The sequence below is a fragment of the Mesorhizobium sp. genome (genome assembly GCF_041661565.1).
Taxonomy (GTDB): domain Bacteria; phylum Pseudomonadota; class Alphaproteobacteria; order Rhizobiales; family Rhizobiaceae; genus Mesorhizobium.
This window is the reverse complement of the sequence record NZ_JBAZUD010000020.1, coordinates 13,544-37,197: the sequence shown is the minus strand read 5'-3', so window position 1 is coordinate 37,197 and position 23,654 is coordinate 13,544. Positions and strand designations below refer to the sequence as shown.

Below are 23,654 nucleotides of genomic sequence, written 5' to 3'. Positions count from 1 at the left end.
AAGAATCAATCTTGTCGGGGAGGATCTACTGGCTATCTGGGTCGCCTGATATGACGGAGAAGTCGACATTCTCCCAATCGCCGGTTCCGGGCCAGAAAAAAGTGAAGATGATCGTGCTTCCCTTGGGGAGGCCGGCCGTGGGCAGATCGGCCAGATGAATGCCGAAAGCGTTCTCCGTCGTGTCGCTGTCCCGGGCCGTTGCCCAATTGTCGGTGCTCCAGTGAATCGTCGCCGCGGCGAGCAGTTCTACGCGCAGCGTCTTTCCCTCAGGCAGCGAGCGGATCTTGTTGTTGAACCGCCATGTCCTGAGCGGCGATGTGGTCTTGTCCTCGATGTAGCGCTTGACGCCCTGCGGCGGCATGTCGAAGACCGCGCCGTCGCGCAGCGAGCGCAACAGCTTGATGTGCTCCGAATGCGCCCAGACCAGCGGCATGGCGCTGCCGGAGGGGCGCCCATGCAGCAACTCACGCTCGGCCAGGTCGGCGCCGTCCCAGACCTGCTCCGGCAGCAGGCCACCCGCTCCGGCCGAGCCTTCCAGCACCTTGAGCAGGCCGGCCGCCTCGTCCTTGCGACCAGCTGCCAGTTCGTAATGGGCGCGCTCTCCGGCCAGCAGCGGCCACGGCCGGCCCTGGCCGGTGCCGTCGAAGGGCGACCCGTCGTCGTGCTCGCCATAGCCATCGCGATTGTAGCGGTACCAGAGCGGGCCTTGCGGCAGGTCGCGGCGCAAGCGCGCGTCGATGACCTTGACCGTGTCGACGATGCGCGGATCGTCGGCCGCCCGCAGGCCGAAGCGCACCAGCGCCAGCGCGTCCGGGCTGACGATTTCCCCGGCGGGCCGGTCGGTATCGCCGGGGGGCCGGTTCTTGATCGGGACATAGCCGTCCTTGGGCGAACCGGCTTCAGTGCTGTCGGGTGGCGCGATGCGGACATAGTAGCCCGCGACGCCGGCTTGCCGGCCGATCTCGGTCCCGGCGACATAGGTCCAGCGCTCGACCTGGTCGTTCCAGCCGTCGGCCGTCTCGCGCAGATAGGCCGCGGGATCGGGCTTGCCGCAGGCGTCGAGAAGGTCTGCCGCCGCTAGCAGGGCCGCGATCTCGACGGCAAGCGTGAAGGGGCTGTAGCCGGCATCCTCTTCCCAGCGGTCCTCTCCGGTGACGGGACCGTTGCGCGCGACATAGCCGGCGGCACGCTCGATCATCGGCAGGAAGTCCAGGAGCCTGGCGGGCGGAAGGGCGCCGGCGCGGCGCAGGGTGTCGGCCAGCAGCAGCGGAAAGGCGCACTCGTCCATCTGGATGCCGGGCCAATAGGCCGAACCGTCGAGCCAGGCGTTCTGCGGCCAATGGCCATCCGGCTGCTGGATGAAGCGCAGATAATCCAGGATCCGCAGCGCCGAGGCGGCGTCGCCGGCGGCGAGAAAACCGCCGGCCGTCTCGACCAGGTCGCGCGGCCAGACCAGATGATAGCCGCCGAGGTCGTCGTCGCCCTTGTCGAAGCCCCAGGGGATGGACAGGCTTGCGACAGCGGCACCCGGTATGGTGATCGCCTGGTGCGTCGCCAGGACTGCGGTCGAGACACGGTAGAAGTTGATCCCGGATTGGGCGTGGCGGTCGAGCGGCAGCAGGGACCCCTGCCATTTGCGCCAGTTCCCGACGTAGGATTTCGCAGCGGCGGCAAAACCGCGCTTCAGGCTGGCGAAGGCATTTTCGGCGGCCTCGTCGGGCGTTGCGCCAAAACCCAAGGCCAGGACGGCCCTTGTCCTGGTCGGGGTAAAGCCAATCTCGCCCGTCAGCGCGACATTGCCGTCCGCGGCGCGCTGGCAGGCCGGATCGAGTTGGCCTGCGTCGCGCAGTTGCTGCCAGCCGTCTGAGACGCCGACATAGCCTGCCGACGCGGTTCGCCAGGGCAGCGACGAGGCGAATGCCAGGCAGGTGCCGCGACCCGAGGCAAACAGCACCGGCTTGCCCTTGTGGGTGCCGACCCAGGCGGTGTTGCCCATGCCGGCATTGACAAGATGCGGCGCCAGCAGCGCGTGGACGCGGTAGTCACCGGGCCTGCCCGTGAGCGGGGTGAAGATGATCTCCTGCAGCAGCGCTGGCCGTGCCGGATCGGCGAGAACGCGCTTCTCGATCCTGTAGGCGCCATCGATGGCGCTGTTGACCAGCCTGTAGGCGGGTACGCCATCCTCGAACGGTTCGATGATGTGGGCGGCATCGCGTTTCTCTTCCGAAAAATAGCCGTCGGGGCCGGTGACGATCAGGCCGAGGTCGCGTGTGCAGGCGCTGTCGACTCGGGGATAGTAGACCTCGTTGAGGATGCCGTGGCTGATCGTGAACCAGATCCGGCCGGCCGGCGAAAGCGAGGTCCCGACGCCACTCTTGGCGCTCGATGTCCAGCGCGCCGGAATTCCCGGGGCGCCCGGAGCAAGATCTGGCGTCACTGGCATTCTGTCTCGCTCTCTCCTGGCCCACTCCCTAGACCAGAACGCGAAGCCTTTTCAATCATTGCACCGCAAGTTGATCGGCGGGCTCCCGCTGATTGCAGTTGACAGCTTGCCGGCCATCTGCATTTGTCTGACAATAGATAAAAAACAGGAAATCGAGCCACTCACCATCGACCGATCACTACGACCAGCAACTCTTGGGAGGAGTATGACATGAAGAGACTATTCGTATTGGGTACCCTTGCCGCGATGCTCGCCTCGGGCACGGCATTTGCCGACACCAGCGGCAAGAAGATCGCTTTCTCCAACAACTATGCCGGCAATTCGTGGCGCCAGGCGATGCTCGACAGCTATGGCATCGTCACCAAGAAGGCGGTCGAGGACAAGGTCGTCGGCGCCGCCGACATCTTCACCACCGCCGACAAGGAAGTGCCGACGCAGGCCGCCCAGGTGCAGAACCTGATCCTGCAGGGCTATGACGCGATCGTCATCAACGCCGCCTCGCCGGATGCGCTTAACGGCGCCATCAAGCAGGCTTGCGATGCCGGCATCGTCGTCGTCTCGTTCGACGGCATCGTCACCGAACCCTGCGCCTACCGCGTCGTCGTCGACTTCAAGGACATGGGCAAGCAGGAAGTCGAGCAGATGGCCAAGTTCCAGCCCAAGGGCGGCAACCTGCTGGAAATCCGCGGCCTGGCCGGCACCTCGATCGACGATGCCATCCATGCCGGCATCCTCGAGGGCGTGGCCGCCCATCCCGAGTTCAAGATCGTCGGTTCGGTGACCGGCGACTGGGACCAGACAACGGCGCAGAAGGCGGTCGCGACCATCCTGCCGTCGCTGCCCGACGTGATCGGCATCGTCGACCAGGGCGGTGACGGTTACGGTGCCGCGCAGGCCTTCGCCGCCGCCGGCAAGCCGCGCCCGACCATCATCATGGGCAACCGCCAGGACGAGCTGAAATGGTGGAAGGAACAGAAGGACAAGGACGGCTACCAGACATGGTCCGCGTCGATCGCGCCCGGCGTGTCGTCGCTCGCCTTCTGGGTGGCGCAGCAGGTGCTCGACGGACGCAAGGACATTCCGCACGACCTGCTGGTGCCGTATCTGGCCTTCACTCAGGACGATTTCGAAGCAGCGCTGCCCAAGATCAAGGAAGGCGGCGTCGCCACCCACGAATACACCCAGGAAGACGCGATGGCGGCGATCAAAGCCAACATCAAGTGAGGCTGGAAGACGCGTTGCCGACCGGACCATCGAGCAGGTATCGTTGAGCATGGCTGAAGGTAACGCCGACATCATCAGGTTGAACGGCGCCGAAAAACATTTCGGCGCCGTTCGCGCACTGGGCGGGGTGGATTTTCATGTCGGCCCCGGCGAATGCGTCGGCCTCGTCGGCCACAATGGCGCCGGCAAGTCGACTCTCATGCACATGGTGGCGGGCACAAGCGTGCCCGACAGCGGTACGATCGCCGTGCATGGCGGCATCGAGAACAATTATTCGGTGTCGCGGGCGCAACGGCTTGGCATACGCTGCGTGTTCCAGGAACTGTCGCTGTGCCCCAATCTCAGCGTTGCCGAGAACACGCGCATCAACCATGCCTCGCTGCAGGGTTTCGGCTGGCGGCGCAAGGCGGCCGAGCTGATCGCCGCAAAGCTCGACGAGATCTTTCCGGGGCACGGCATATCCCCGTGGGATATTGTCGGCGACCTTTCGATCGGCCGGCGCCAGATGGTCGAGGTGGCGCGCGCCTTCACGGTGACGCAGGATCGGCTCGACCTGGTCATCCTCGACGAACCGACATCGTCGCTCGACGCGCATACGGCCGGGCAGCTGCTGGCCTTCGTGCGTCGCTTCGTCGCCGGCGGCAAGAGCTGCATCCTGATCTCGCATGTGCTGGGCGAAGTGCTCAGGAATGCCGACCGCATCGTGGTGATGCGCGACGGCAAGGTGGTCGTCACGGACGCCGCTAGTGCCTTCGACCGCGACCGGCTGGTCACGGCGATGGGCGGCGCGGAAGCGCGCCAGAAGATCGCGGCCGAAGTCGCCGCCGCCAAGACCGGGACCGGTCCGCTGCGGGTCCGGGCGCGGCCCGCCGGACAGAAGGACGGTACCGAACTCGTCGCCCGCGCGGGCGAGGTCATCGGCCTGGCCGGGCTGGCGGGGCATGGCCAGACCGACCTGCTGCTGGCGATCTTCGCCGCGGCCTCGCGCTCCAGGGCCGGGGTCGAGGTGACCGCGCCGGTGGCGCTGGTTGCCGGCGACCGTCAGTCGGACGGCATCTTCCCGCAATGGTCGATATCGGAGAATATCGGCATCCGCTCGCTGGCGCGGCTGCGCAACGGGCTGCTGATCTCGCCGCGGCGGGAAGCCGAACTCGCCCAGTTCTGGCAAAAGAAGATCGGCATCCGCACCCCGGACATGAATAACAACATCTTCTCGCTGTCGGGCGGCAACCAGCAGAAGGCGCTGTTTGCCCGTGCGCTCGGCTCGGACGCGCAGATCGTGCTGATGGACGACCCGATGCGCGGCGTCGATATCGGCACCAAGCTGGAGGTCTACGACCTCGTGCGCGAAGAAGCGCGCAACGGTCGCACCTTCCTCTGGTACACCACGGAAACCGAAGAGCTCGACAATTGCGACCACATCTATGTCTTCAAGAACGGCCGGATCGTCGCCAATCTGGGCCGCGACGAGCTGACCGAGGAGAAGATCATCCAGTCCTCCTTCGGCGATGCGGCCTGAGATGACGGCGGCCAACATGGACGCCACCGCCAGGAATTCCGCCGAGCGTGGCGCGCTGGCCCGCGCGCGGCTGCTTCGCGGGCTGCTGCCGGCGCTGTCGCTGGCGCTGGTGCTGATCGCCATCGCCTGGCTCAACCCGCGCGCCATCAGCTATTTCGGCTTCAGCCTGATGCTCAACCTGGCGATCCCGATCGCGCTGGCGACGATCGCGCAGATGTTCGTCATAGCGGGCAACGAGCTCGACCTGTCGATTGGCACCTTCGTCGGTTTCGTCGGCTGCGTCACCGCGACCTGGCTGAAGGATGCGCCGCTTATCGGCGTTCTCATCCTGCTCGGGTCGATCGGTGTCTACGCGCTGCTGGGCGCGCTGATCCATCTGCGCAATCTGCCGTCGATCGTGGTGACGCTGGGCATGAGCTTCGTCTGGCAGGGGCTGGCCATTCTCGTCTTGCCGAAACCGGGCGGCAAGGCGCCGGACTGGCTGCTTTCGATCATGGCGTTCAAGCCGCCCTTCGTGCCGTTCCCGATCATCGCCGCGCTGCTGATCGGGCTGGTCGTCCATTTCGGCCTGATGCGGACCTCCTATGGCGTGATCCTGCGCGGCTCGGGCGGCAATCCGGCGGCCCTCGGGCGCGCCGGCTGGTCGCTGCTCAAGACCAAGATCGTGCTGTTTTCGCTGGCCGGCCTGTTCGGCGTGCTCTCGGGCCTGGCGCTGATCGGCATCACCACTTCTGCCGACGCTAATATCGGCAATGGCTACACGCTGCTGGCGATCGCCGGCGTCATCCTCGGCGGCGGCGAATTCGTCGGCGGCCGGGTGTCGCCGATCGGCGCGGTGATCGGCGCCCTGACGCTGGCACTGGCGGCGTCACCGCTGCTCACCTTCATGCACATTCCGCCCGACTGGCAGGTGGCGGCCAACGGCGCCATCCTGATCATTGTGCTGGCGGCGCGGGTGCTGATCAGCCGCAAGGAGAGGTGAGCGATGATTTTGGTGAAATCGCTTGTCGCCAAACCCTGGGTCTGGTCCTTCCTCGGCGCGCTTGTCGTGTGGCTGGCGACGATCATCTTCACCGGCGGCTATGGCGCCGGCGGCATGGTGACCGCGGCGCTGTCGCTGGCGGTGTTCACCGTCATCGTCGGCGTCGGCCAGATGTTCGTCATCACGCTCGGGCCCGGCAATGTCGACCTGTCGCTGCCGGCCAATATCGGCCTGGCCAGCGCGGTGGCGATGAAGGTCATGGGCGGCAGCGATTCGATGATCGTGGTCGGGTTGCTGGCGGCGCTGGCCTGCGGCGCAGCGATCGGCGCCGTCAACTATTTGCTGATCTGGGCGCTGCGCATCCCGCCGATCATCGCCACCCTGTCGGCGAGCTTCATCATCCAGTCGATCGACATAAGCTACGGTCGCGGCCTGCAGATCAAGCCGCCGCCCGGCTTCGCCGATTTCGCCAACCGGCAGATCCTGGGCATACCCGTGCTGGCGATCCTCACCGTTCTGTTCACCGTCGGCGCGGCCATTGCGCTGCAGCGCATGATCTACGGCCGCTCCGTGCTGGCGATCGGGCAGAACATCCGCGCCGCCTGGCTTGCCGGCGTCAATGTCGGCCGCATCCGGTTCCTCACCTACACGCTGTCGGGAGCGCTCGGCGGCATCGATGGCGCGCTGCTCGCCGGCTATTTCCGCGGCGCCAATGTCGACATCGGCAATGAATACCTGCTGGCTTCGATCGCCGTCGTCGTCATCGGCGGCACCTCGGTGGCCGGCGGCAAGGCCAATGTTCCCGGCGTTTGGGGCGCGGCGCTGTTCCTGGTCCTGCTTTTGACCATGCTCAACACGTTCGGCGTCAGCGCCGGCGTGCGGCTGCTGCTGACGGGGCTGATCATCGTCGGGGTGATCACGGCGGCGGGCGGGCAGAAGGCGGTGCGATAGCCCGACACGCTGACCGGCCTGCCTTCTCCGCGCCTTTATGATTGCCGCGGAAGCCGTCGGGCGCCAGCCTGTTCACCGTCTGTCGTTGAGCCAAGGCCCGCATCCGGTTCCCATCCGTGTCAGAGCACTGTAATGCGGTCCGGCGGCTTCAGGCCGCGCACCATTGCCGGAGGTCTTGCTTGTCCAATTTCCTGAAGCTCAACCGCGAAGGCGATGTCGCCGTCGTCACCATCGACAATCCGCCGGTCAACGCGCTGAGCTTTCATGTCCGCGAGCCGCTGATGCAGGCGCTGGTCGAGTTGCGCGACGATCCATCGGTCGCCGCCATTGTCATCGCCTGCGCCGGCCGGACATTCGTAGCCGGAGCCGACATCACCGAATTCGGCAAACCGATGCAACAGCCCGAGCTCAGGGCCATCATCGCAACGCTGGAAACCATAGCCAAGCCGACGGTCGCCGCCATCCACGGCACGGCGTTGGGCGGCGGGCTGGAGCTGGCGCTTGGCTGCCATTTTCGGGTCGCCGATGCCGGCGCCAAACTCGGCTTGCCGGAAGTCAAGCTCGGCATCTTGCCGGGTGGCGGCGGCACGGTGCGGCTGCCGCGTCTGGTCGGCGCGGTGAAGGCATTGCGAATGATCGTTTCCGGAGCGCCGATCGGCGCGGCCGAGGCGCATGAAGCGGGTCTCGTCGATGCCGTCTTCGAGGGCGACCTGACCACGCACGCCGTGAACTTCGCCCGGGAGATCGCGCGCAAGGGCGGGCCTTTCACGCCGGTGCGTGATCGCGATGACGGGCTCAAGGACACCGATCTTGCCGCCTTCGACGTCGAGGTCGCGGAACTCGCAAAGAAGGCGCGCGGGCTGGACGCGCCGATCGCCTGCGCGCGGGCGGTGCGCAATGCCGTCACGCTGTCTTTCGACGAGGCGCTGGCGGCGGAGCGCGCGCTGTTCGTGGACCTCGTCGGCGGCGATCAGTCGCGGGCGCAGCGGCATCTGTTCTTCGCCGAACGCGAGGCGGCAAAATTTCCCGGCAAGGACACGGCCAAGCGCAGGATCGCCCGTGTCGGCGTCATCGGCGCCGGGACGATGGGCGGCGGCATCGCCATGTCCTTCGCCAACGGTGGCTATGCCGTCACCTTGCTGGAGGCCAGCCACGAGGCGTTGCGCCACGGGTTGGGCACGATCGAGAAGAATTATGCCGTTTCCGTCACGCGCGGCTCCTTGACCGAAGAGGCCAGCCATGAGCGCCTCGCCCGCTTCAAGGGCTCGACCGACTATGCCGACCTTGCCGATTGCGACCTGATCGTCGAGGCGGTGTTCGAGGACATGGCGGTCAAGAAAGAGGTCTTCGGCAGGCTCGATGCGATCGCCAAGCCCGGTGCCATCCTGGCCACCAACACCTCCTATCTCGATATCAACGAAATCGCTGCCTCGACCTCGCGGCCGCAGGATGTGCTGGGCCTGCATTTCTTCTCACCGGCCAATGTCATGAAGCTGCTGGAGATCGTGCGGGCCGAGAAGACAGTGCCGGACGCGCTGGCGACCGCGGTCGACATGGCGCGACGGATCGGCAAGGTAGCCGTCGTCGTCGGCGTCTGCCACGGCTTCGTCGGCAACCGCATGCTGGCCGCGCGCGGTTCGGAATCCGAGGCGCTCCTGCTGGAAGGCGCCACGCCACGCCAGATCGACAAGGCTTTCACCGATTTCGGCTGGCCGATGGGCCCGTTCCAGATGGGCGATCTCGCCGGCCTCGACATCGGTTGGCGCAACCGCAAGGCACGCGGCCAGACGGCGGTCATCGCCGACACGCTGTGCGAGCAAGGGCGCTTCGGCCAGAAGACCGGCCGCGGCTTCTACCTCTACGAGGCCGGCGCGCGCACACCGGTTGCCGATCCGGAGGTCGAGGCGCTGATCCGCGACAAGGCGGCGGAGCGCGGCATCGCAGCGCGCACGATCAGCGCCGAGGAGATCATCGAGCGCACGCTCTATCCGCTGGTCAACGAGGGCGCGAAAATCCTCGAAGAGAAGATCGCCGCCCGCGCCTCGGACATCGACGTCATCTGGGTCAATGGCTACGGGTTTCCCGTCGGCAAGGGCGGTCCGATGTTCTGGGCCGGGCTGGAAGGGCCTGGCAAGATCATCGGGCGGCTCGAATATTGGTATCAGCGGACCGGCAAGGACGTGTTCAGACCGGCGCCCCTGCTGAAGCGGCTAGCCGAGACCGGCAGCTGGGAAACCGACGCAATAGCCTGATCAGGCCGACGCTGCGCTCTGGGCCGGCTCTCACTTGACGCCGATGCCGGCGGTCAGGCCGCCGTCGATCTTGTAATCGGCGCCGGTGCAGAAGCCCGCCTTCGACGAGCACAGGAAGGCGATGAGTTCGGCCACTTCCTCCGGCTCGCCGATGCGGCCAATCGGATGCGCCTCGCCGAAGCGCCTGAAGGCCGCCTCGACATCGGCGTCCGTGCCGTTGTCGCCGCGCGCCGCCCGTTCGAGGATCGGCGTGCGGATCGAGCCCGGACTGACCGAGTTCACGCGGATGCCCTGGCGCGCATAGTCGAGCGCGAGCGAGCGCGTCAGCGTGTGGATCGCGCCCTTGGTGGTGGCGTAGGCGGCGACGTCCTGCTGGCAGGCGTGGCCCTGGACCGAGGCGACATTGACGATGGCGCCGCCGCCCCGCTTGATCATTTCGGGAATGCCAAAACGGGCCGTGAGGTAGATCGAGCCGACATTGACCGACATCGTCCGGTTCCAGGTCTCGAAATCCGTGCTGGTCGCCGTGCCGTAGGGATGCACGGCGGCCGAGTTGACGATGATGTCCAGTCCGCCGAAGCGCGCGACGCCGTCAGCGATTGCCTTGGCCACCTCGTCCGGCACGGCGACGTCGGTCGTCACCACCAACGCGGCGAAGCCCGCATCGTCCAGTTCCGCCTGCATGGCGGCATTGGCTCGCGCTTCGATGCCGCAGGCGAGGATCGCCGCGCCGCCGGCCGCAAGACGCCTGGCGCTGGCGAGGCCGATCCCGGTCGTCCCCGTCACCAGGGCTACCTTGCCGTCGAAATCCTTCATTGCCGAAACTCCGATTTGACACGTCTTTGTTGTCCGACAATATGGGTTGCCCGACAATATGGCGCGTCGCAACCAAACAAGAGACAATCATGGAACAAAGCTGGCGCTGGTATGGTCCGGACGATCCGGTCACGCTCGACCATGTCAAACAGGCTGGAGCGACGGGCATCGTATCGGCCCTGCACAACATCTACGATGGCAGCGCCTGGCCGCTCGACGCCATACTCGAGCGCAAGCGCATCATCGAGGCTGCGGGGCTGACCTGGTCGGTGGTGGAGAGCATCCCCGTCCACAACTCTATCAAGATCGGCTCTGCCGAGCGGCAGCGTTACGCCGGCTTCTACAAGGACACGATCCGGGCGCTGGCCAAGGCCGGCATTGCCACGATCTGCTACAATTTCATGCCTGTCGTCGACTGGACCCGCACCGATCTCGCCTACCGTCTGCCGACGACCGGCTACGCGCTGCGCTTCGACGCGATCGATTTCGCCGCCTATGATGTGTTCGTGCTGAGGCGCCGGAATGCCGAGGCGAGCTACAGCCCGGAGCGTCTCAAGGAAGCGGAAGCGCGGCTAAAGAGCCTGAGCGACGAACAGATCGCCAGGATAGAGCGCAACCTGATTGCCGGGCTGCCGGCGACCGAGCGCAAATACAATCGCGAAACGATGCGCGACGCGCTCGCCGATTACGACGCGATCGGCCCGGCGGAATTGCGCGCCAATCTCGCCTGGTTCCTGAAGGAAATCATCCCCGTCGCCGAGGATGTCGGCGCGCGCATGTGCATCCATCCGGACGATCCGCCCTTCTCGCTGTTCGGGCTGCCGCGTGTCGTCTCCACCGCGCAGGATGCGCGTTTCATCCTGGAGACGGTCGACAGCCCGGCGAACGGCCTGACCTTCTGCACCGGATCCTATGGCGTGCGGGCCGACAACGACCTTGTCGCGATGATCGCGGAATTCGCGCCGAAGATCCATTTTGCGCATCTCCGCAACGTGACGCGCGAGGAGGATGGCTCCTTCTTCGAGGCGGAGCATCTCGAGGGCTCCACCGACATGGCGGACGTCGTCCTTGCGCTGATGAAGGAAGAGGCGCGGCGGCGCGGAGAGGGCAGGGCCGACTGGCGCATACCGATGCGTCCGGACCATGGCCATCTGCTCGCCGACGATATCGGCAAGACCAGGATCAATCCCGGCTATTCGCTGATCGGACGCCTCAAGGGTCTCGCCGAATTGCGCGGCATCATGCGGGCGGTGGAGCGGTTCGAACTGGCCTGACGCACAGGCCAGGTCAGCCGCCGGCACGGATGCCGCCACGGCTCCTTATTCATACGTGCTTGCGGCCGCCGGATTGGCGGAACCAGCTGTGGGATAGGGGCCTCCCGGCCGACAATGCCATGCGCGCCCGCCTCAAGGACAATGCGCCGAGATGGCGTTGAAACCGGGAGCGGATGAGGCCGCACAAGCTATACTTTCTCTGATACGGACATGGACGAAATGCCTAACATGACGATCGCTGCGATCTCCAACGACCCCGGGGCCTGGCTGGCCCAGCACGGCATCAACGAAGTCGAGTGCCTGGTGCCCGACATGAACGGCGTACTGCGCGGCAAGGCGCTGCCAACGGCGAAATTCCTCAACGCGCTGGAAGACCGCGCGCTGTTTTTGCCGAGCAGCGCCTTCCTGGTCAGCATCGACGGCCGCTATTCCGGCTCGATCGACGAGGGCTTTGCCTATTCGGACCCGGACATGCGCATGGTGCCTGACGTCTCGACGCTCTGCCTGGCGCCGGGTGCCGCTGCCGGCAAGGCTTATGTCTTCGCCGATGCCTTCCACATGGATGGCCGGCCATGGATGGCCTCGCCGCGCCATGTGCTGCGGGCGGTGCTCGATCTCTACAAGCAGCGCGGCTGGCGCGCTGTGGTGGCGCCGGAGGTGGAGTTCTATCTGACAGCCCCCAACCCCGATCCCGATCAGCCGCTGACCGCGCCGGTGGGCGCCAATGGCCGGGCCGAGGGCGTGCAGCACCCCTATGACATGGCCGCGCTAGAGGAATTCGAGCCGGTGATGCGGCGCGTCTATGACTATGCCGTCGCCGCCGGGCTGCCGCTCGACACGCTGATCCATGAATCGGGCACGGCGCAGCTGGAGATCAATCTTCTGCATGGCGACGCATTGCCCTTGGCCGACAAGGTGCTGTTGTTCAAGCGGCTGACTCGGCAGGCCGCGCAGCAATGCGGCATGCATGCCACCTTCATGGCCAAGCCGATCGCGGCCCAGGCGGGCAGCTCGATGCACCTGCATATGTCCGTTGTCGATGAGGCCGGCAATGCGCTGTTTGCCACCGCCGACGATGCCGACACCGAGATGTTCGGCCATTTCATCGGCGGGCTGCAGAAATACGTGCCCGAGATCATGCCGCTGTTCGCGCCCAACGTGAACTCGTTCCGGCGCATAAGGCCGAACCACAGCGCCCCGGCCAACATCGAATGGTCGCACGACAACCGCTCCTGCGGCCTGCGCGTGCCGGCCGGCGGCCGCGCCGCGCGGCGGGTGGAGAACCGCTTGCCAGGCGCCGATTGCAATCCCTATCTGGCGATCGCCGGTTCGCTGCTGGCGGGCTATCTTGGCGTCGAACAGAAACTGGCGCGCTCTGCCGAGGCGTCGGGCAACGCCTACAAGATCAAGAGCACCCTGCCGAAAACCATGGAGGAGGCGCTGGACCGTTTCACGGCTTGCGACCCGGTGCGGAAACTGCTCGGCGAGGATTTCTTCCAGACCTACCTGCGCGTCAAGAGCGTCGAACTCGACCTGTTCCAGAGCGTGGTGACGAGCTGGGAACGCGACCACCTGCTGTTGAAGGTGTGATCATGGCCTCCAGCTCAACCGGTTTCAATTCGGGCCTCGATATCGACAAATCCTACTATGTCGCCACGGCCAATCCGGCGCCCGACCATCCGGCACTCGCCGGCGATGTAGACGCCGACCTCGTGGTTGTCGGCGGCGGCTGCACCGGCCTGTCGGCCGCCCTTCACGCCGCCGAGCGCGGCTTGAAGGTGGTGCTGCTCGAAGGCGGCAAGATCGGCTGGGGCGCTTCGGGACGCAATGGCGGCCAGATGATCCCCGGCCTGCGCAAGGGCGCCAAGGGCCTCGTCAAGCTCTACGGTCCCGAGCGGGCGAAAGTGCTGTTCGACCTCGCCTTCGAGGCGCGCGGGCTCGTCCTCGACATCATCGAGCGCCATGCCATCGATTGCGACCTCCGGCTGACCGGCCATCTGGTCGGCGCGGTCAACGGCTCCGATCTCAGGGATCTGGAAGAAGAGGCGAAATGCCTTGAGAGCGTAATGAAATTCCGCGACGCCCAAATCCTGTCGGCGGCGGACGCCCGCGCCAAGGTTGACACATCCTATCATGGCGCGATGTATGAGCCGCTGGGCGGCCACATGCATCCGCTGAACTACACGCTCGGCCTCGCACGCGCGGCATCCGCGGCCGGCGTCACCATCCATGAGAACTCGGTAGCGGTAAAGCTGGAGCGCGAGCCTTTGATCCGGGTCTCGACGGCGAAGGGTTCAGTCAGGGCCCGGCATGTCGTGCTGGCGGGCGATGCCCTGCTCGATGGGTTGGAGCCGCGCGTCAACAGCCGCATCATGCCGGTCGGCAACTACATCGTCGCCACCGAGCCGCTGGAAGGCAAGCGCAACGTCATCCCGGCCAATGTCGCGGTGTCCGACACACGCTTCGTCGTCAATTATTACCGCATGTCGGCGGATGGACGGCTGCTGTTCGGCGGTGGCGAGCGCTACACGCCGTCGCCGCCGGCCGACATTGCCGGCTTCGTGCGGCCGCATATGGAAGCCACCTTCCCACAGCTCAAGGGCTGCCGCATCGACCATGCCTGGGGCGGGCTGGTGTCGGTGACGACGTCGCGGCTGCCGCATGTCGGGCATTATGGCGAGGTCTATTTCGCGCATGGTTATTCCGGCAAGGGCGTCATCCTGTCGACGCTGTCGGGCAAGCTGCTGGCCGAGGCGATCACCGGCGACGCGTCACGGCTCGACCTGTTCTCGACGCTGACGCCGATGCCGTTCCCCGGCGGCACGGCGCTGCGCGGGCCGCTCTATGTGCTGGGGATGCTGTGGTACGCGATGCGGGACAGGATCAAGCATTGAGGGTGCTCCATGGGGGCACCCACCCGCCAAATTTGACCATGTGGACAAAACTCCGGACCCGTTCCATAGTTGCCTGTCTGACATTTTCGCGAACAGCCGGCTCGACACGGCTGTCGAACAGAGGGGACTGCAATGGATAACCGCAAGACCAAATTTCGCCTTGCCCAGGAAGGGCTGTCGCGCCGCAATCTGCTGGAACTAGGCGCGCTTGGCCTCGCCGCGGCGATGCTGCCGAATGCCGCCTTCGCCAAGGACAAGAAGCTGAAGGTGGCGGCGATCTTCGCCACGCCGATCGAGGAGCCATGGGACAACCAGATCCATGTCGCCCTGCAGAAAGCCGTGAAGGAACTCGGCATCGAATACAAATGGTCGGAGAAGGTGCAGACCGCCGATTTCAGCCGCGTGATGCGCGAATACGCGCAGGGCGGCTACCAGCTGGTGCTGGGCGATGCGTTCGCCGCCGAGCGCGAATCGCGCCGCACGGCCAAACAGTTCCCGAAGACCGCCTTCCTGTTCGGCTCCGGCGCCGGGCCGGCGGAGCCGAATTTCGGCGTCTTCGACAACTGGATCCATGAGCCCGCCTATCTCTCCGGCATCATCGCCGGCAAGATGTCGAAGTCGGGCACTGTCGGCGCCGTCGCGGCGATGGGCATTCCCGAAGTGAACCGGCTGGTCAACGCCTTCTTTGCCGGCGCAAAAGAGGTCAATCCCAACATCAAGAAGAAGGTCGCCTTCATCGGCTCCTTCTTCGATCCGCCCAAGGCCAAGGAAGCGGCGATCGCCCAGATCGACGCGGGGGCCGACGTCATCTACGCCGAGCGCTTCGGCGTCATCGAGGCGGCAGTGGAAAAGAAGGTGTTCGCCATCTCCAACATGTCGGACCAATCGAGCCTCGGCCCCGATACCGTCATCACCGGCCCGGTCTGGGACATGTATCCGACCGTCGAACAGGCGATCAAGCTGGTCAAGGCCGGCGTCTTCACCGCGCAGGACTACGGCGATTTCTCGCGCATGGCCAAGGGCGGCTCGTCCCTGGCGCCATACCACAAGTTCGACAAGACGCTGCCGGCTGACGTCAAGGACCTGGTCGAGAAGAAGAAGGCCGAGATCCTGGAAGGCAATTTCCGGGTTGATGTCGACGAGAACACGCCGGTTTCGGATTGAGCTTCTTACCCTCCCCCTTGTGGGGAGGGTCGATCCGCGAAGCGGAGCGGGGTGGGGGTCTTCGGCGCCCGGCGCCGCACCCCCACCCCGTATCACGATCTTCGCTTCGCTGCGATCGTAAGCCGACCCTCCCCACAAGGGGGAGGGTGAGGAGCCGCTCAAACGCCAACAGGATTCCGCCTTGTCCGTGCCCGCCCCACTCATCGAAATGCGCGGCATCACCAAGAGTTTCGGCGCCGTCAAGGCGAACGAGGCCGTCGACCTCAGCGTCGCGCCGGGCGAGATCCTCGGGCTGCTGGGCGAGAACGGCGCCGGCAAGACGACGCTGATGAACGTGCTGTTCGGCGCCTACGCGCCCGACGCCGGTGAAATCCTGATCCAGGGGAAGCCGGTGCGGATCACCAGTTCGGCCGACGCGCTGGCCGCCGGAATCGGCATGGTGCATCAGCATTTTCACCTCGCGCCGCGGCTGACGGTGCTGGAGAACCTCCTGATCGGTATTCCCGGCAAAAGCGGGCGGATCGATCGCGCCGGCGGGCTCGAGCGGCTGGCCGAAATCGGCCGCCAGCATGGGCTGATGCTTGATCCCGATCTGCCCGTATCGGCCTTGTCGGTCGGCGAGCAGCAGCGGCTGGAAATCGTCAAGGCGCTGTTTCGTGGCGCGAGGCTGCTGATCCTCGACGAGCCGACCGCCGTGCTGGCGCCGAGCGAGGTCGACGGGCTGTTTTCGGCGCTGCGTTCGATGGCAGCACAAGGCCTGGGCATCATCTTCATCTCGCACAAGCTCAACGAAGTGCGGGCGCTGACGCATCGCTGCACCGTGCTGCGGCTTGGTCGTGTCGCCGGCCGTGTCGACGATCCGGCCAACACGACGTCGAGCGCCATGGCGCAACTGATGTGCGGCCACGAGATCGCGCCGCCGGCGAGGGGGCCATCGACACCCGGCGAGGCGCTGCTGACGCTCGACGGCATCTCCACCTCGAAGCACTCAGGCACGGCGCTGCGCGACGTCTCGCTTGCCGTCCGCGCCGGCGAGATCCTCGGCATTGCGGGCGTGTCGGGAAATGGCCAGCGCGCGCTGGCGGAGGTGATTTCCGGTGTGCGCGCGCCCGATGCCGGGCGGATGACGATCTCCGGCCAGACGGTCACGCGGTTCTCGCCACGCGAGGTGCAGGCGCTCGGCCTCGGACGCATTCCGGAAGACCGCATGACGACAGGGCTGGTGACCAACCTGCCGCTCGCCGATTCCATGGTGCTGCCGCGCATCGGCACGGCGGCATTCAGCAGCCGGGGGTTGCTCAAGCCGGAGGCGATCCGCGCCTTTGCCGAGGCGCAGATCAAGGCCTATGACATCAGGTGTCCCGGACCGATGACCCGTGCTGGCGCGCTGTCCGGCGGCAATCTGCAGAAGGCCCTGCTGGCGCGCGAACTCGCCTTCGACCCGAAGGTGCTTGTTGTCTCGCAGCCGACGCGCGGCCTCGACATCGGCGCCGCCCGTTTCATCCATGAAAAGTTCCTCGACATGCGGGCCAAGGGCCGCGGCATCATCGTCATCGGCGAGGACCTGGAAGAATTGCTCGTGCTCTGCGACCGCATCGCGGTGATGTATGAGGGCCGCATCGTCGGCACGCTCGACAGCGCCGATGCGACGATCGCGCGGCTCGGCCTGATGATGACCGGGGCGGAGGGCCACAGTTGATGCTGCGCCTGGAAGTCCGCGCTTCGACACCCGCCTGGTTCAACCTGGCGCTGCCGCTGCTGGCGATCGCCGCCACGCTCATCCTGTGCAGCGGCCTGATCGCGCTGGCCGGGGCGGGTGTGCTCGAATCCTATAGCGTGATGTTCACGGCCTCGCTCGGCGACAGCTACGCCATCACCGAAACGCTGGTCCGCGCCGCTCCGATGATCTTCACCGGGCTGGCGGTCGCAGTCGCCTTCCGGGCCAAATTCTGGAACATCGGCGCCGAAGGGCAGTTGCTCGCCGGGGCGGTGGCCAGCTGCTTCGTCGGCGCCATCCCGATGCCGGGGGCGCTCGCCATGCTGCTGATGGCGATGGCGGGTGCCGCGGCCGGTGCCGCCGTTGCCCTTGTGCCGGCGACGCTGCGGGTGAAGTTCAAGGTTGATGATGTCGTCAGCTCGCTGCTGCTCAACTCGGTCATCTATTATGCGCTGATGGCGCTGATCGAAGGGCCGTGGAAGGACAGCTTCAGCGGCTATCCGATCTCGCCGCCGATCGAGGATTCGGCGAATTTCCCGGTGCTGATCGAGGGCACGCGGCTGCATCTCGGCGTCGTAGTGGCGCTGATCGCCGCGCCGCTGATCTGGTTCCTGATCGCGCGCACGACGCTCGGCTTCCGGATCAGGGTCACCGGCGAGAACCCCGAAGCGGCTCGTTATGGCGGCATCCATGTCGAGCGCGTGCTGATCTCGACGGCGCTGCTCTCGGGCGCGTTGGCCGGATTGGCTGGCGTCGGCGAAGTCGGCGGCGTGCATTTCCAGGTGATGAGCGACATCTCGCCAGGCTACGGCTATTCCGGCATCGTCGTCGCCATGCTGGCGCGGCTCAATCCGCTGGGCGTCGTGCCGGCGGCGATCTTCCTGGCCGCCGTGATGACCGGGGCCGAGGCGATGTCGCGCGCGACCGGCGTGCCGGCCTTCCTCAGCGACGTCATCCAGGGAACCGCGCTGCTTGCCATGCTGGTGGCGTTGCTTTTCACCGCCTATCGCATCCGTCGCGTCGGAGCTGCCTCATGAGCGCGGTGTTGGAGCAGATCTTCCAGGTCGGCTTCCTGGCCGCCATCATCCGCATCGCCACGCCGCTGGCGTTTGCGACGCTCGGCGAAATGTTCTCCGAGCGCGCCGGCGTGCTCAATCTCGGCATCGAAGGCATCATGCTGCTCTGCGCCATGACCGGCTTCACCGCCACCAGCCTCAGCGGCAGCCTGTGGCTCGGCGTGCTGGCGGCGGTGCTGACCGGCATGCTGATGGGCGCGCTGCATGCGCTGTTCACCGTGGCGCTGGGCTTGAGCCAGCATGTCTGCGGGATCGGCGTGACGCTGTTCTCGTCGGGGCTCGCCTATTTCCTCTACCGGCTGATCTTCGGCCAGCAATCGGTGCCGCCAAGCATCAAGGGATTTCAGACGCTGCCGATCCCGGTTCTGTCCGATGTTCCAGTGCTCGGGCAGGCGGTGTTCAACCAGTTCGCGCTGGTCTACATGGCGATCCTCGCCATCCCGATCGCCGCCTTCGTGCTCTACCGCACGCCCTGGGGCCTGTCGGTGCGCATGGTCGGCGAGAACCCGCGCGCGGCGGACTCTGCCGGTGTGAGCGTCATCGCCACGCGCTTTCAGGCCGTCATCCTCGGCGGCGCGCTGATGGGGCTGGCGGGCGCCTTCCTGTCGATGGCGCAGTTCAACGCCTTCACCTTCGGCGTCGTCTCCGGTCGCGGCTGGGTGGCGATCGCGCTGGTCGTGTTCGGTCGCTGGGATCCATGGCGCTCGGCGGGCGCGGCGCTGCTGTTCGCCTTTGTCGATGCGTTGCAACTGCGCATGCAGGCTAGCGGGCTCGGACACATCCCCTATGAAGCGTTCCTGATGCTGCCCTTCATCTTCACCATCGTCGCCATGGCGGTCATGTCGCGCAACGCGGTGGCGCCATCGGCGCTGCTGAAGCCGTTCCGACGCGAGGAAAGGTAGAGGACCTGGCGTCATTCCCTTCCCCCGGTCGACGGGGGAGAGGAAGGGCGCCAAGCTGTCGGATCACATCGCCGTAAAGCCGTTGTCCACGAACAGATGCGCGCCGTTGACGAAGCTCGCCTCATCGCTGGCGAGGTATAGCGCCGCCTTGGCCACCTCTTCCGGCTCGCCGATGCGGCCCTGCTGTGCGGCAAGGGCGGCGTCGGAGACATCGACGCCGAGCCGGCCGAGATCCGCGACTTCGCGCAGGCCGTGCGGCGTGCGGATGAAGCCGGGGCAGACGGCGTTGCAGCGAATGTTGCGGTCGCGGAACTCGACAGCGATGGCGCGGGCGAACATGTGGCAGGCGCCCTTGGTGGTGTCGTAGAGCACCTCCATCGGTGTCGCCGCCACTGCCGAGATCGAAGAGGTGCAGACGATCGAGCCGCCGCCTGCCGCAATCATGCCGGGCAGCACAGCGCGCGTCATCAGGAACATCGAGCGGACATTGACGGCGTGCAGCCAATCCCATTCCTGAACGGTGGTCTCAAGGAAGGGTTTGATCACGATGGTGCCGGCATGGTTGAACAGCACCGTGACCGGGCCGAGTTTTTCCGTCGCACCCTTCACCGCCGCCTCGACTTGCGCCTCGTCGGACACATCGGCGATAAAATGCTCGGCGACATGGCCGCGCGCGCGGATCGCCGCCGCGGTGGCCGCGGCTGCCTCGCCGTTACGGTCGATGATCGCCACCCTGGCGCCCTCCGCGGCGAACAGCTCAGATGCCGCCCCGCCCATTCCCGTCGCGCCGCCCGAAATGATGGCGACCTTGCCAGCCAGTCTTGTGCCCATGCTCCCGCTCCCCGTTGGATGGTTCAATCCGCTGCCTGGAGATGCTATCGCGCCCGCGTCGGATGGCCAAGCGTCAACGGCCCATCGTCAACCATACCGCGACGGAATTAGCGGCAAGGGCCGGTCCGGCCGTTGCGCGGATATGGGTCGGGAACGCACAAGGCAATGATTTAGCCCGCTTTTCACATTGGCCAGACCAGGCCTAAAGCGGAATTATTAGTATGAAATTCTAGTACGGGCGGCAATCAAAGGAAAATTCCCCCATAAAGGCCCAAAAATAGCAATCGACAAAGTCTACTGATTTTATAGATTAACCGGCGAGACGGAGGTCGATATGTCCTATATCCAGAACGCTCAGACGGATCGCGGCGACCAGAGGGGGGCCAGTGCCCAGGCCTTCCGTCCAGCCTATGCGGGTGCCTTTGCCTATCTCGTCTTTGCCCTCGCCTTCGTGTTCACCGGGGCAATTGTCCTGGGTTTTATTCCCTGAGCAGAGGTGGCTCGACGCCACTGTCCCGCATCCGAAGTTGAATGAACCCGTGTCGCGGCGCGATTACGCGCGGCTGGCGTTCGGATTTCACCGCATCAGTGATGGAGGAGACGGCAATGCCGCTCGAGTTCACGCATGTTCCCGGCAGGACGCACGCCGCCGACAACTCGGCTCCTTTCTTCTACGACTTCGCCGAGACGGCGACCAGGCTTGGGCTGATCGAGGATGGCGGCTTCCAGAAGATCGTCGTCGACGATACGGCGGGCCTGTTGACCAACATGGACATCGCCACCCAGGTGCTTGACCGCACCTCGTCGCTCGAGGTCGTCCTCACCCATTGGGCCGGGGTAATCGACCCGGTGGTGGCTGCGCGGCAACTGGCCGCCATCGATGCCAGGAGGGGCGGCCGGCTGGCGCTGCGGATGCTCAGCGAGCCGTTGAGCGACGACGATGCCGAAACGCGGCCGGTCGGGCACACGGTCATCTGGCAGCGCATCGACGAATATCTGGTGCTGCTGAAGCGGCTGTGGTCGAACGACCGGCCCTTCGATCACGAAGGCGCGTTCTACAGCATCAACGGTGGCTACGTGCCCCGCAAGGGTCCGCATGGCGCCGACCTGACCATTCGCATGGGCGGGCAATCCGGCACGGCGCTCAGAGTGGCCGGCCGGCATGCCGATGTCTTCGAACTGGCGCCGGGCTCGATCGACGACGTCGGCCAGCTTATGGAGCGGGTGCGTGCAGCCGCCGCCGAACATGGCCGAGCCGGCAAATTGCGCTTCGCGCTTCCGGTCCGGATCCACCAGGGCGCGTCCGCGGCCGGCCACAAGGCGGTCGACCTGTCCGGGCCGCCGGCCCAGGTCGCGCTGTCGCTGCTTGCCTATGCGGGGCTCGGCATCGATGAATTCATGATCGTCGGCGTCGACACGCCGCGCGAGATCGCAACGGTCGGGCGGGACACGCTGGCCTTGCTGCGCAACTCGCCGGCGCGCCGCGAAGCGGAGGTGCCGCAAGCAGGAGCCTTTGCGCCGCACCCCGCCCAGAGGATGCAGGCCCGGGTCTGACCGGCAAGTTGGGCACGCTTCAGCCCAGGACGTTTCCGACGATCTTTCCGAAGGTCGCCGGGTCGAAGGCCGGCAGGATAAGCGGGTCGACGAAACCGTCGCGCCGTGCGGTCAGGACATATTGCATCCTCGCCTCGTTGTCGGGCATTTCGAAAACCTGGACGAAGTCGTAGGCGCCCAGCGTCGCGTAGAAGGCGATCGACCGGCCGCCAAGCGCGGCCACGCGTTCCTCACTCACCTTGCGGCGATCCGGGCTTCCGGCGAGCTCGGCAAGCCCCTTGTCGGTCGCCGCATCAGCGACACTAGAACCGGCTGGTCGCCGATCCGGCGGCTGTCATTTCCGCTTCATGCGACGGCATGTCGGTGCGCCTCGCCGGACAGCCTGGACAATCCCGCGATGACGGCTTCCGAATCCGCCAGCGCGCCGAAGATGCCGTTCTCGACCGTGACCATGTGAAGGGCCGCCTCATGCGCCTTCGCATCGCCACTCGCGCAGGCGTCGGAAATGGTCAGGCACTGGAAATTTCGGTCGCAGGCCTCGCGCAGCGTCGTGTGCACGCAGACATCGGTGGTGCAGCCTGAAAACAGCAGATGCGTGATGCCCTGCGCGCGCAGCACATGTTCGAAATCGGTGTAGGTGAAGGCGCCGTTGCAGGTCTTGTCGACGATGATGTCGTGTGCCGCGACGTCGATCTCCGGAACGATCTGGAAACCTGGGCTCGACCGCAGCAGGATGTCGGTTCCTTCGAGGCCCGCCCGCTTGCGCCGCCATTTCTCGTAGGGCGTCATGTCGGCCATGTCGGCCCGGTAGCCCTGCTTGGTATGGACAATCCTGAGACCCGCCGCGCGCGCGGCCGATATCACCCGGTTCACGGCCGGCAGAATCGCGCGCAACGGCGAGGGGTCATAGCCCTGCCTGGCGAAATAGCCGGACGTCGACAGGAAATCCTCCTGCAGGTCGATGACGACAAGGGCGGTGTTTTCGGCGACCAGCCGGCCGTCATAGGGAAAGTCGAAGGGCGTCGCCTTGATCATCCGGTCTCTCCTTCCACCGCTTGCCAGCGGTCTGTTGCAGGCGCCTTTGTCTTGGCTGCCCCTTCAATCTTTGCCTTATAGCGCCCGGCAGGACGCCAATAGCCGCCGGATCGATCCGACAGTCGATGACCTGCCCCCGCGTGTAAAGATGTCGGCTTCCGAGTGCAGCGTGGCGACCAGCTGCTCGCCGCCGATGTCCGCAAGAGGATGCGCTCGAGTGCGCCGACGAAGGAATTCTCGATCACCGTGGCGCGAAAGCCGATGCCGTCGCCGGTGGCCTAGCCGAGCCGGATGTCCTCTGGGCGCAGCCATACGGTGAGCACGTCGCCCGGCCGCTCGCGGGATGTTGTTGGCGACGCTCAGATGCGGGAAGAGGGCATAGCCCTGCAACACGAAGTCGAAATCGCGGTCCTCCGGGTCGAGATGGGTTATGTCCTTGCCGTCGAGGCTGATCGTCCCCTTGCTCGGCGTGATGAAGCCGGCCAGCGACATCAGCAAGGTCGTCTTGCCGGACCCGGAAGGCCCGAGCAGCGTGACGAATTCGCCCGCCTCGACCGAGAGATTTATCCCGGTGAGCGCGGTGACCTTGTCATAGGTCTTTGCCATATCCTCGATGGCAAGCAGCGTCATGTCAGATCGGATCTCTGATCAGGGGCGCCTTCGAGCAATGCAGCCCGCCGCCGCCCAGTTCCACCGTTTCGTAGTTGCATGTCAGAACGGTGATGCCGGCGGCATCTAGACGGTCCGACAGGCGCTGCGAGCGGCTGTCGTGCATGATGACGCGTCTGGGCGCCACGGCAAGGCAATTTAGCGACATGGCGGGCCGCATCGGCCCTGCATCCCTACGGCGCATCAGTTCCAGAACGATGAAGTATCGGGTTGCGGCATTGTTAGGCCCAGCCCCATCTTCAATGTTGACTATCATAATCATGTTTTATAGTCAGGCAGGGGAGCGGCAGCGCCTTGCCGGGTCTGAAGGCAGGTCGGCCATTCGCCGGATCGCGAATGGCGGACCCCCTC

The 23,654-nt window shown here is 65.7% G+C and carries 20 protein-coding genes and 1 pseudogene; 14 read left to right on the top strand and 7 right to left on the bottom strand.

What is annotated here, in order from left to right:
- Nucleotides 1–25: 25 nt before the first annotated feature.
- Nucleotides 26–2,443: a glucan 1,4-alpha-glucosidase gene (locus WC739_RS05960; protein WP_372952089.1), complete on the bottom strand. Its 2,418-nt coding sequence runs from the start codon at nucleotides 2,441–2,443 to the stop codon at nucleotides 26–28.
- A gap of 210 nt (nucleotides 2,444–2,653) precedes the next feature.
- Between WC739_RS05960 and WC739_RS05955 the strand changes: the two genes are divergently transcribed.
- From WC739_RS05955 to WC739_RS05935, 5 genes are all read left to right on the top strand, one after another.
- On the top strand, nucleotides 2,654–3,667 hold the full coding sequence (locus WC739_RS05955; protein WP_372952088.1) for an ABC transporter substrate-binding protein: 1,014 nt from the start codon (nucleotides 2,654–2,656) through the stop codon (nucleotides 3,665–3,667).
- A 49-nt stretch (nucleotides 3,668–3,716) separates the two neighbouring features.
- Entirely contained in the window at nucleotides 3,717–5,186 is a 1,470-nt protein-coding gene (locus WC739_RS05950) for a sugar ABC transporter ATP-binding protein (RefSeq protein WP_372952087.1), read from the top strand.
- A 1-nt stretch (nucleotide 5,187) separates the two neighbouring features.
- The gene (locus WC739_RS05945) at nucleotides 5,188–6,168 is read left to right on the top strand and encodes an ABC transporter permease (protein WP_372952086.1); all 981 of its coding nucleotides are present in this window, start codon (nucleotides 5,188–5,190) and stop codon (nucleotides 6,166–6,168) included.
- Nucleotides 6,169–6,171: 3 nt separating this feature from the next.
- Nucleotides 6,172–7,119 carry an ABC transporter permease gene (locus WC739_RS05940; protein ID WP_372952085.1) on the top strand — a complete coding sequence of 316 codons (948 nt, stop codon included), beginning with the start codon at nucleotides 6,172–6,174 and terminating at the stop codon, nucleotides 7,117–7,119.
- A 179-nt stretch (nucleotides 7,120–7,298) separates the two neighbouring features.
- Nucleotides 7,299–9,371: a 3-hydroxyacyl-CoA dehydrogenase NAD-binding domain-containing protein gene (locus WC739_RS05935; protein WP_372952084.1), complete on the top strand. Its 2,073-nt coding sequence runs from the start codon at nucleotides 7,299–7,301 to the stop codon at nucleotides 9,369–9,371.
- Between the two features lie 30 nt (nucleotides 9,372–9,401).
- Here the strand turns inward: WC739_RS05935 and WC739_RS05930 are convergent, their stop codons facing one another.
- Nucleotides 9,402–10,187 (bottom strand): SDR family NAD(P)-dependent oxidoreductase, encoded by a 786-nt coding sequence (locus WC739_RS05930; RefSeq protein WP_372952083.1) that lies wholly within the window; start codon nucleotides 10,185–10,187, stop codon nucleotides 9,402–9,404.
- 89 nt (nucleotides 10,188–10,276) lie between these two features.
- Here WC739_RS05930 and uxuA point away from each other — a divergent pair, with 89 nt between their 5' ends.
- The 7 genes from uxuA (at nucleotide 10,277) to WC739_RS05895 (ending at nucleotide 19,214) form a co-directional block, all read left to right on the top strand.
- Complete coding sequence (gene uxuA / locus WC739_RS05925) at nucleotides 10,277–11,461, top strand: mannonate dehydratase (protein ID WP_372952082.1); 1,185 nt, start codon at nucleotides 10,277–10,279, stop codon at nucleotides 11,459–11,461.
- A gap of 210 nt (nucleotides 11,462–11,671) precedes the next feature.
- Nucleotides 11,672–13,051, top strand: coding sequence for a glutamine synthetase family protein (locus WC739_RS05920; RefSeq protein ID WP_372952081.1), 1,380 nt, complete (start codon nucleotides 11,672–11,674; stop codon nucleotides 13,049–13,051).
- Between the two features lie 2 nt (nucleotides 13,052–13,053).
- Nucleotides 13,054–14,355 carry an NAD(P)/FAD-dependent oxidoreductase gene (locus WC739_RS05915; RefSeq protein WP_372952080.1) on the top strand — a complete coding sequence of 434 codons (1,302 nt, stop codon included), beginning with the start codon at nucleotides 13,054–13,056 and terminating at the stop codon, nucleotides 14,353–14,355.
- A 132-nt stretch (nucleotides 14,356–14,487) separates the two neighbouring features.
- The gene (locus WC739_RS05910) at nucleotides 14,488–15,519 is read left to right on the top strand and encodes a BMP family protein (protein WP_372952079.1); all 1,032 of its coding nucleotides are present in this window, start codon (nucleotides 14,488–14,490) and stop codon (nucleotides 15,517–15,519) included.
- A 187-nt stretch (nucleotides 15,520–15,706) separates the two neighbouring features.
- Nucleotides 15,707–17,218, top strand: a complete 1,512-nt coding sequence (locus WC739_RS05905; RefSeq protein WP_372952101.1) for an ABC transporter ATP-binding protein — start codon at nucleotides 15,707–15,709, stop codon at nucleotides 17,216–17,218.
- Nucleotides 17,218–18,273: an ABC transporter permease gene (locus tag WC739_RS05900; protein ID WP_372952100.1), complete on the top strand. Its 1,056-nt coding sequence runs from the start codon at nucleotides 17,218–17,220 to the stop codon at nucleotides 18,271–18,273. The genes WC739_RS05905 and WC739_RS05900 overlap by 1 nt, the downstream gene beginning before the upstream one ends.
- Nucleotides 18,270–19,214 carry an ABC transporter permease gene (locus WC739_RS05895; protein WP_372952078.1) on the top strand — a complete coding sequence of 315 codons (945 nt, stop codon included), beginning with the start codon at nucleotides 18,270–18,272 and terminating at the stop codon, nucleotides 19,212–19,214. The genes WC739_RS05900 and WC739_RS05895 overlap by 4 nt, the downstream gene beginning before the upstream one ends.
- Before the next feature lie 63 nt (nucleotides 19,215–19,277).
- Here the strand turns inward: WC739_RS05895 and WC739_RS05890 are convergent, their stop codons facing one another.
- Complete coding sequence (locus tag WC739_RS05890; protein ID WP_372952077.1) at nucleotides 19,278–20,045, bottom strand: SDR family NAD(P)-dependent oxidoreductase; 768 nt, start codon at nucleotides 20,043–20,045, stop codon at nucleotides 19,278–19,280.
- Nucleotides 20,046–20,379: 334 nt separating this feature from the next.
- Here WC739_RS05890 and WC739_RS05885 point away from each other — a divergent pair, with 334 nt between their 5' ends.
- Both WC739_RS05885 and WC739_RS05880 read left to right on the top strand, forming a co-directional pair.
- Entirely contained in the window at nucleotides 20,380–20,535 is a 156-nt protein-coding gene (locus WC739_RS05885; RefSeq protein ID WP_372952076.1) for a hypothetical protein, read from the top strand.
- Nucleotides 20,536–20,651: 116 nt separating this feature from the next.
- Complete coding sequence (locus WC739_RS05880) at nucleotides 20,652–21,599, top strand: LLM class flavin-dependent oxidoreductase (protein ID WP_372952075.1); 948 nt, start codon at nucleotides 20,652–20,654, stop codon at nucleotides 21,597–21,599.
- Nucleotides 21,600–21,618: 19 nt separating this feature from the next.
- Here the strand turns inward: WC739_RS05880 and WC739_RS05875 are convergent.
- The 4 genes and pseudogenes from WC739_RS05875 to WC739_RS05860 form a co-directional block, all read right to left on the bottom strand.
- Nucleotides 21,619–21,873 (bottom strand): annotated as a pseudogene (locus WC739_RS05875) (GYD domain-containing protein); the annotation flags it as partial.
- Between the two features lie 71 nt (nucleotides 21,874–21,944).
- Nucleotides 21,945–22,634, bottom strand: a complete 690-nt coding sequence (locus WC739_RS05870; protein WP_372952074.1) for a cysteine hydrolase family protein — start codon at nucleotides 22,632–22,634, stop codon at nucleotides 21,945–21,947.
- A 75-nt stretch (nucleotides 22,635–22,709) separates the two neighbouring features.
- Complete coding sequence (locus tag WC739_RS05865) at nucleotides 22,710–23,264, bottom strand: ATP-binding cassette domain-containing protein (protein ID WP_372952073.1); 555 nt, start codon at nucleotides 23,262–23,264, stop codon at nucleotides 22,710–22,712.
- 1 nt (nucleotide 23,265) lies between these two features.
- Complete coding sequence (locus WC739_RS05860) at nucleotides 23,266–23,463, bottom strand: arginine deiminase family protein (protein ID WP_372952072.1); 198 nt, start codon at nucleotides 23,461–23,463, stop codon at nucleotides 23,266–23,268.
- Between the last annotated feature and the right edge of the window lie 191 nt (nucleotides 23,464–23,654).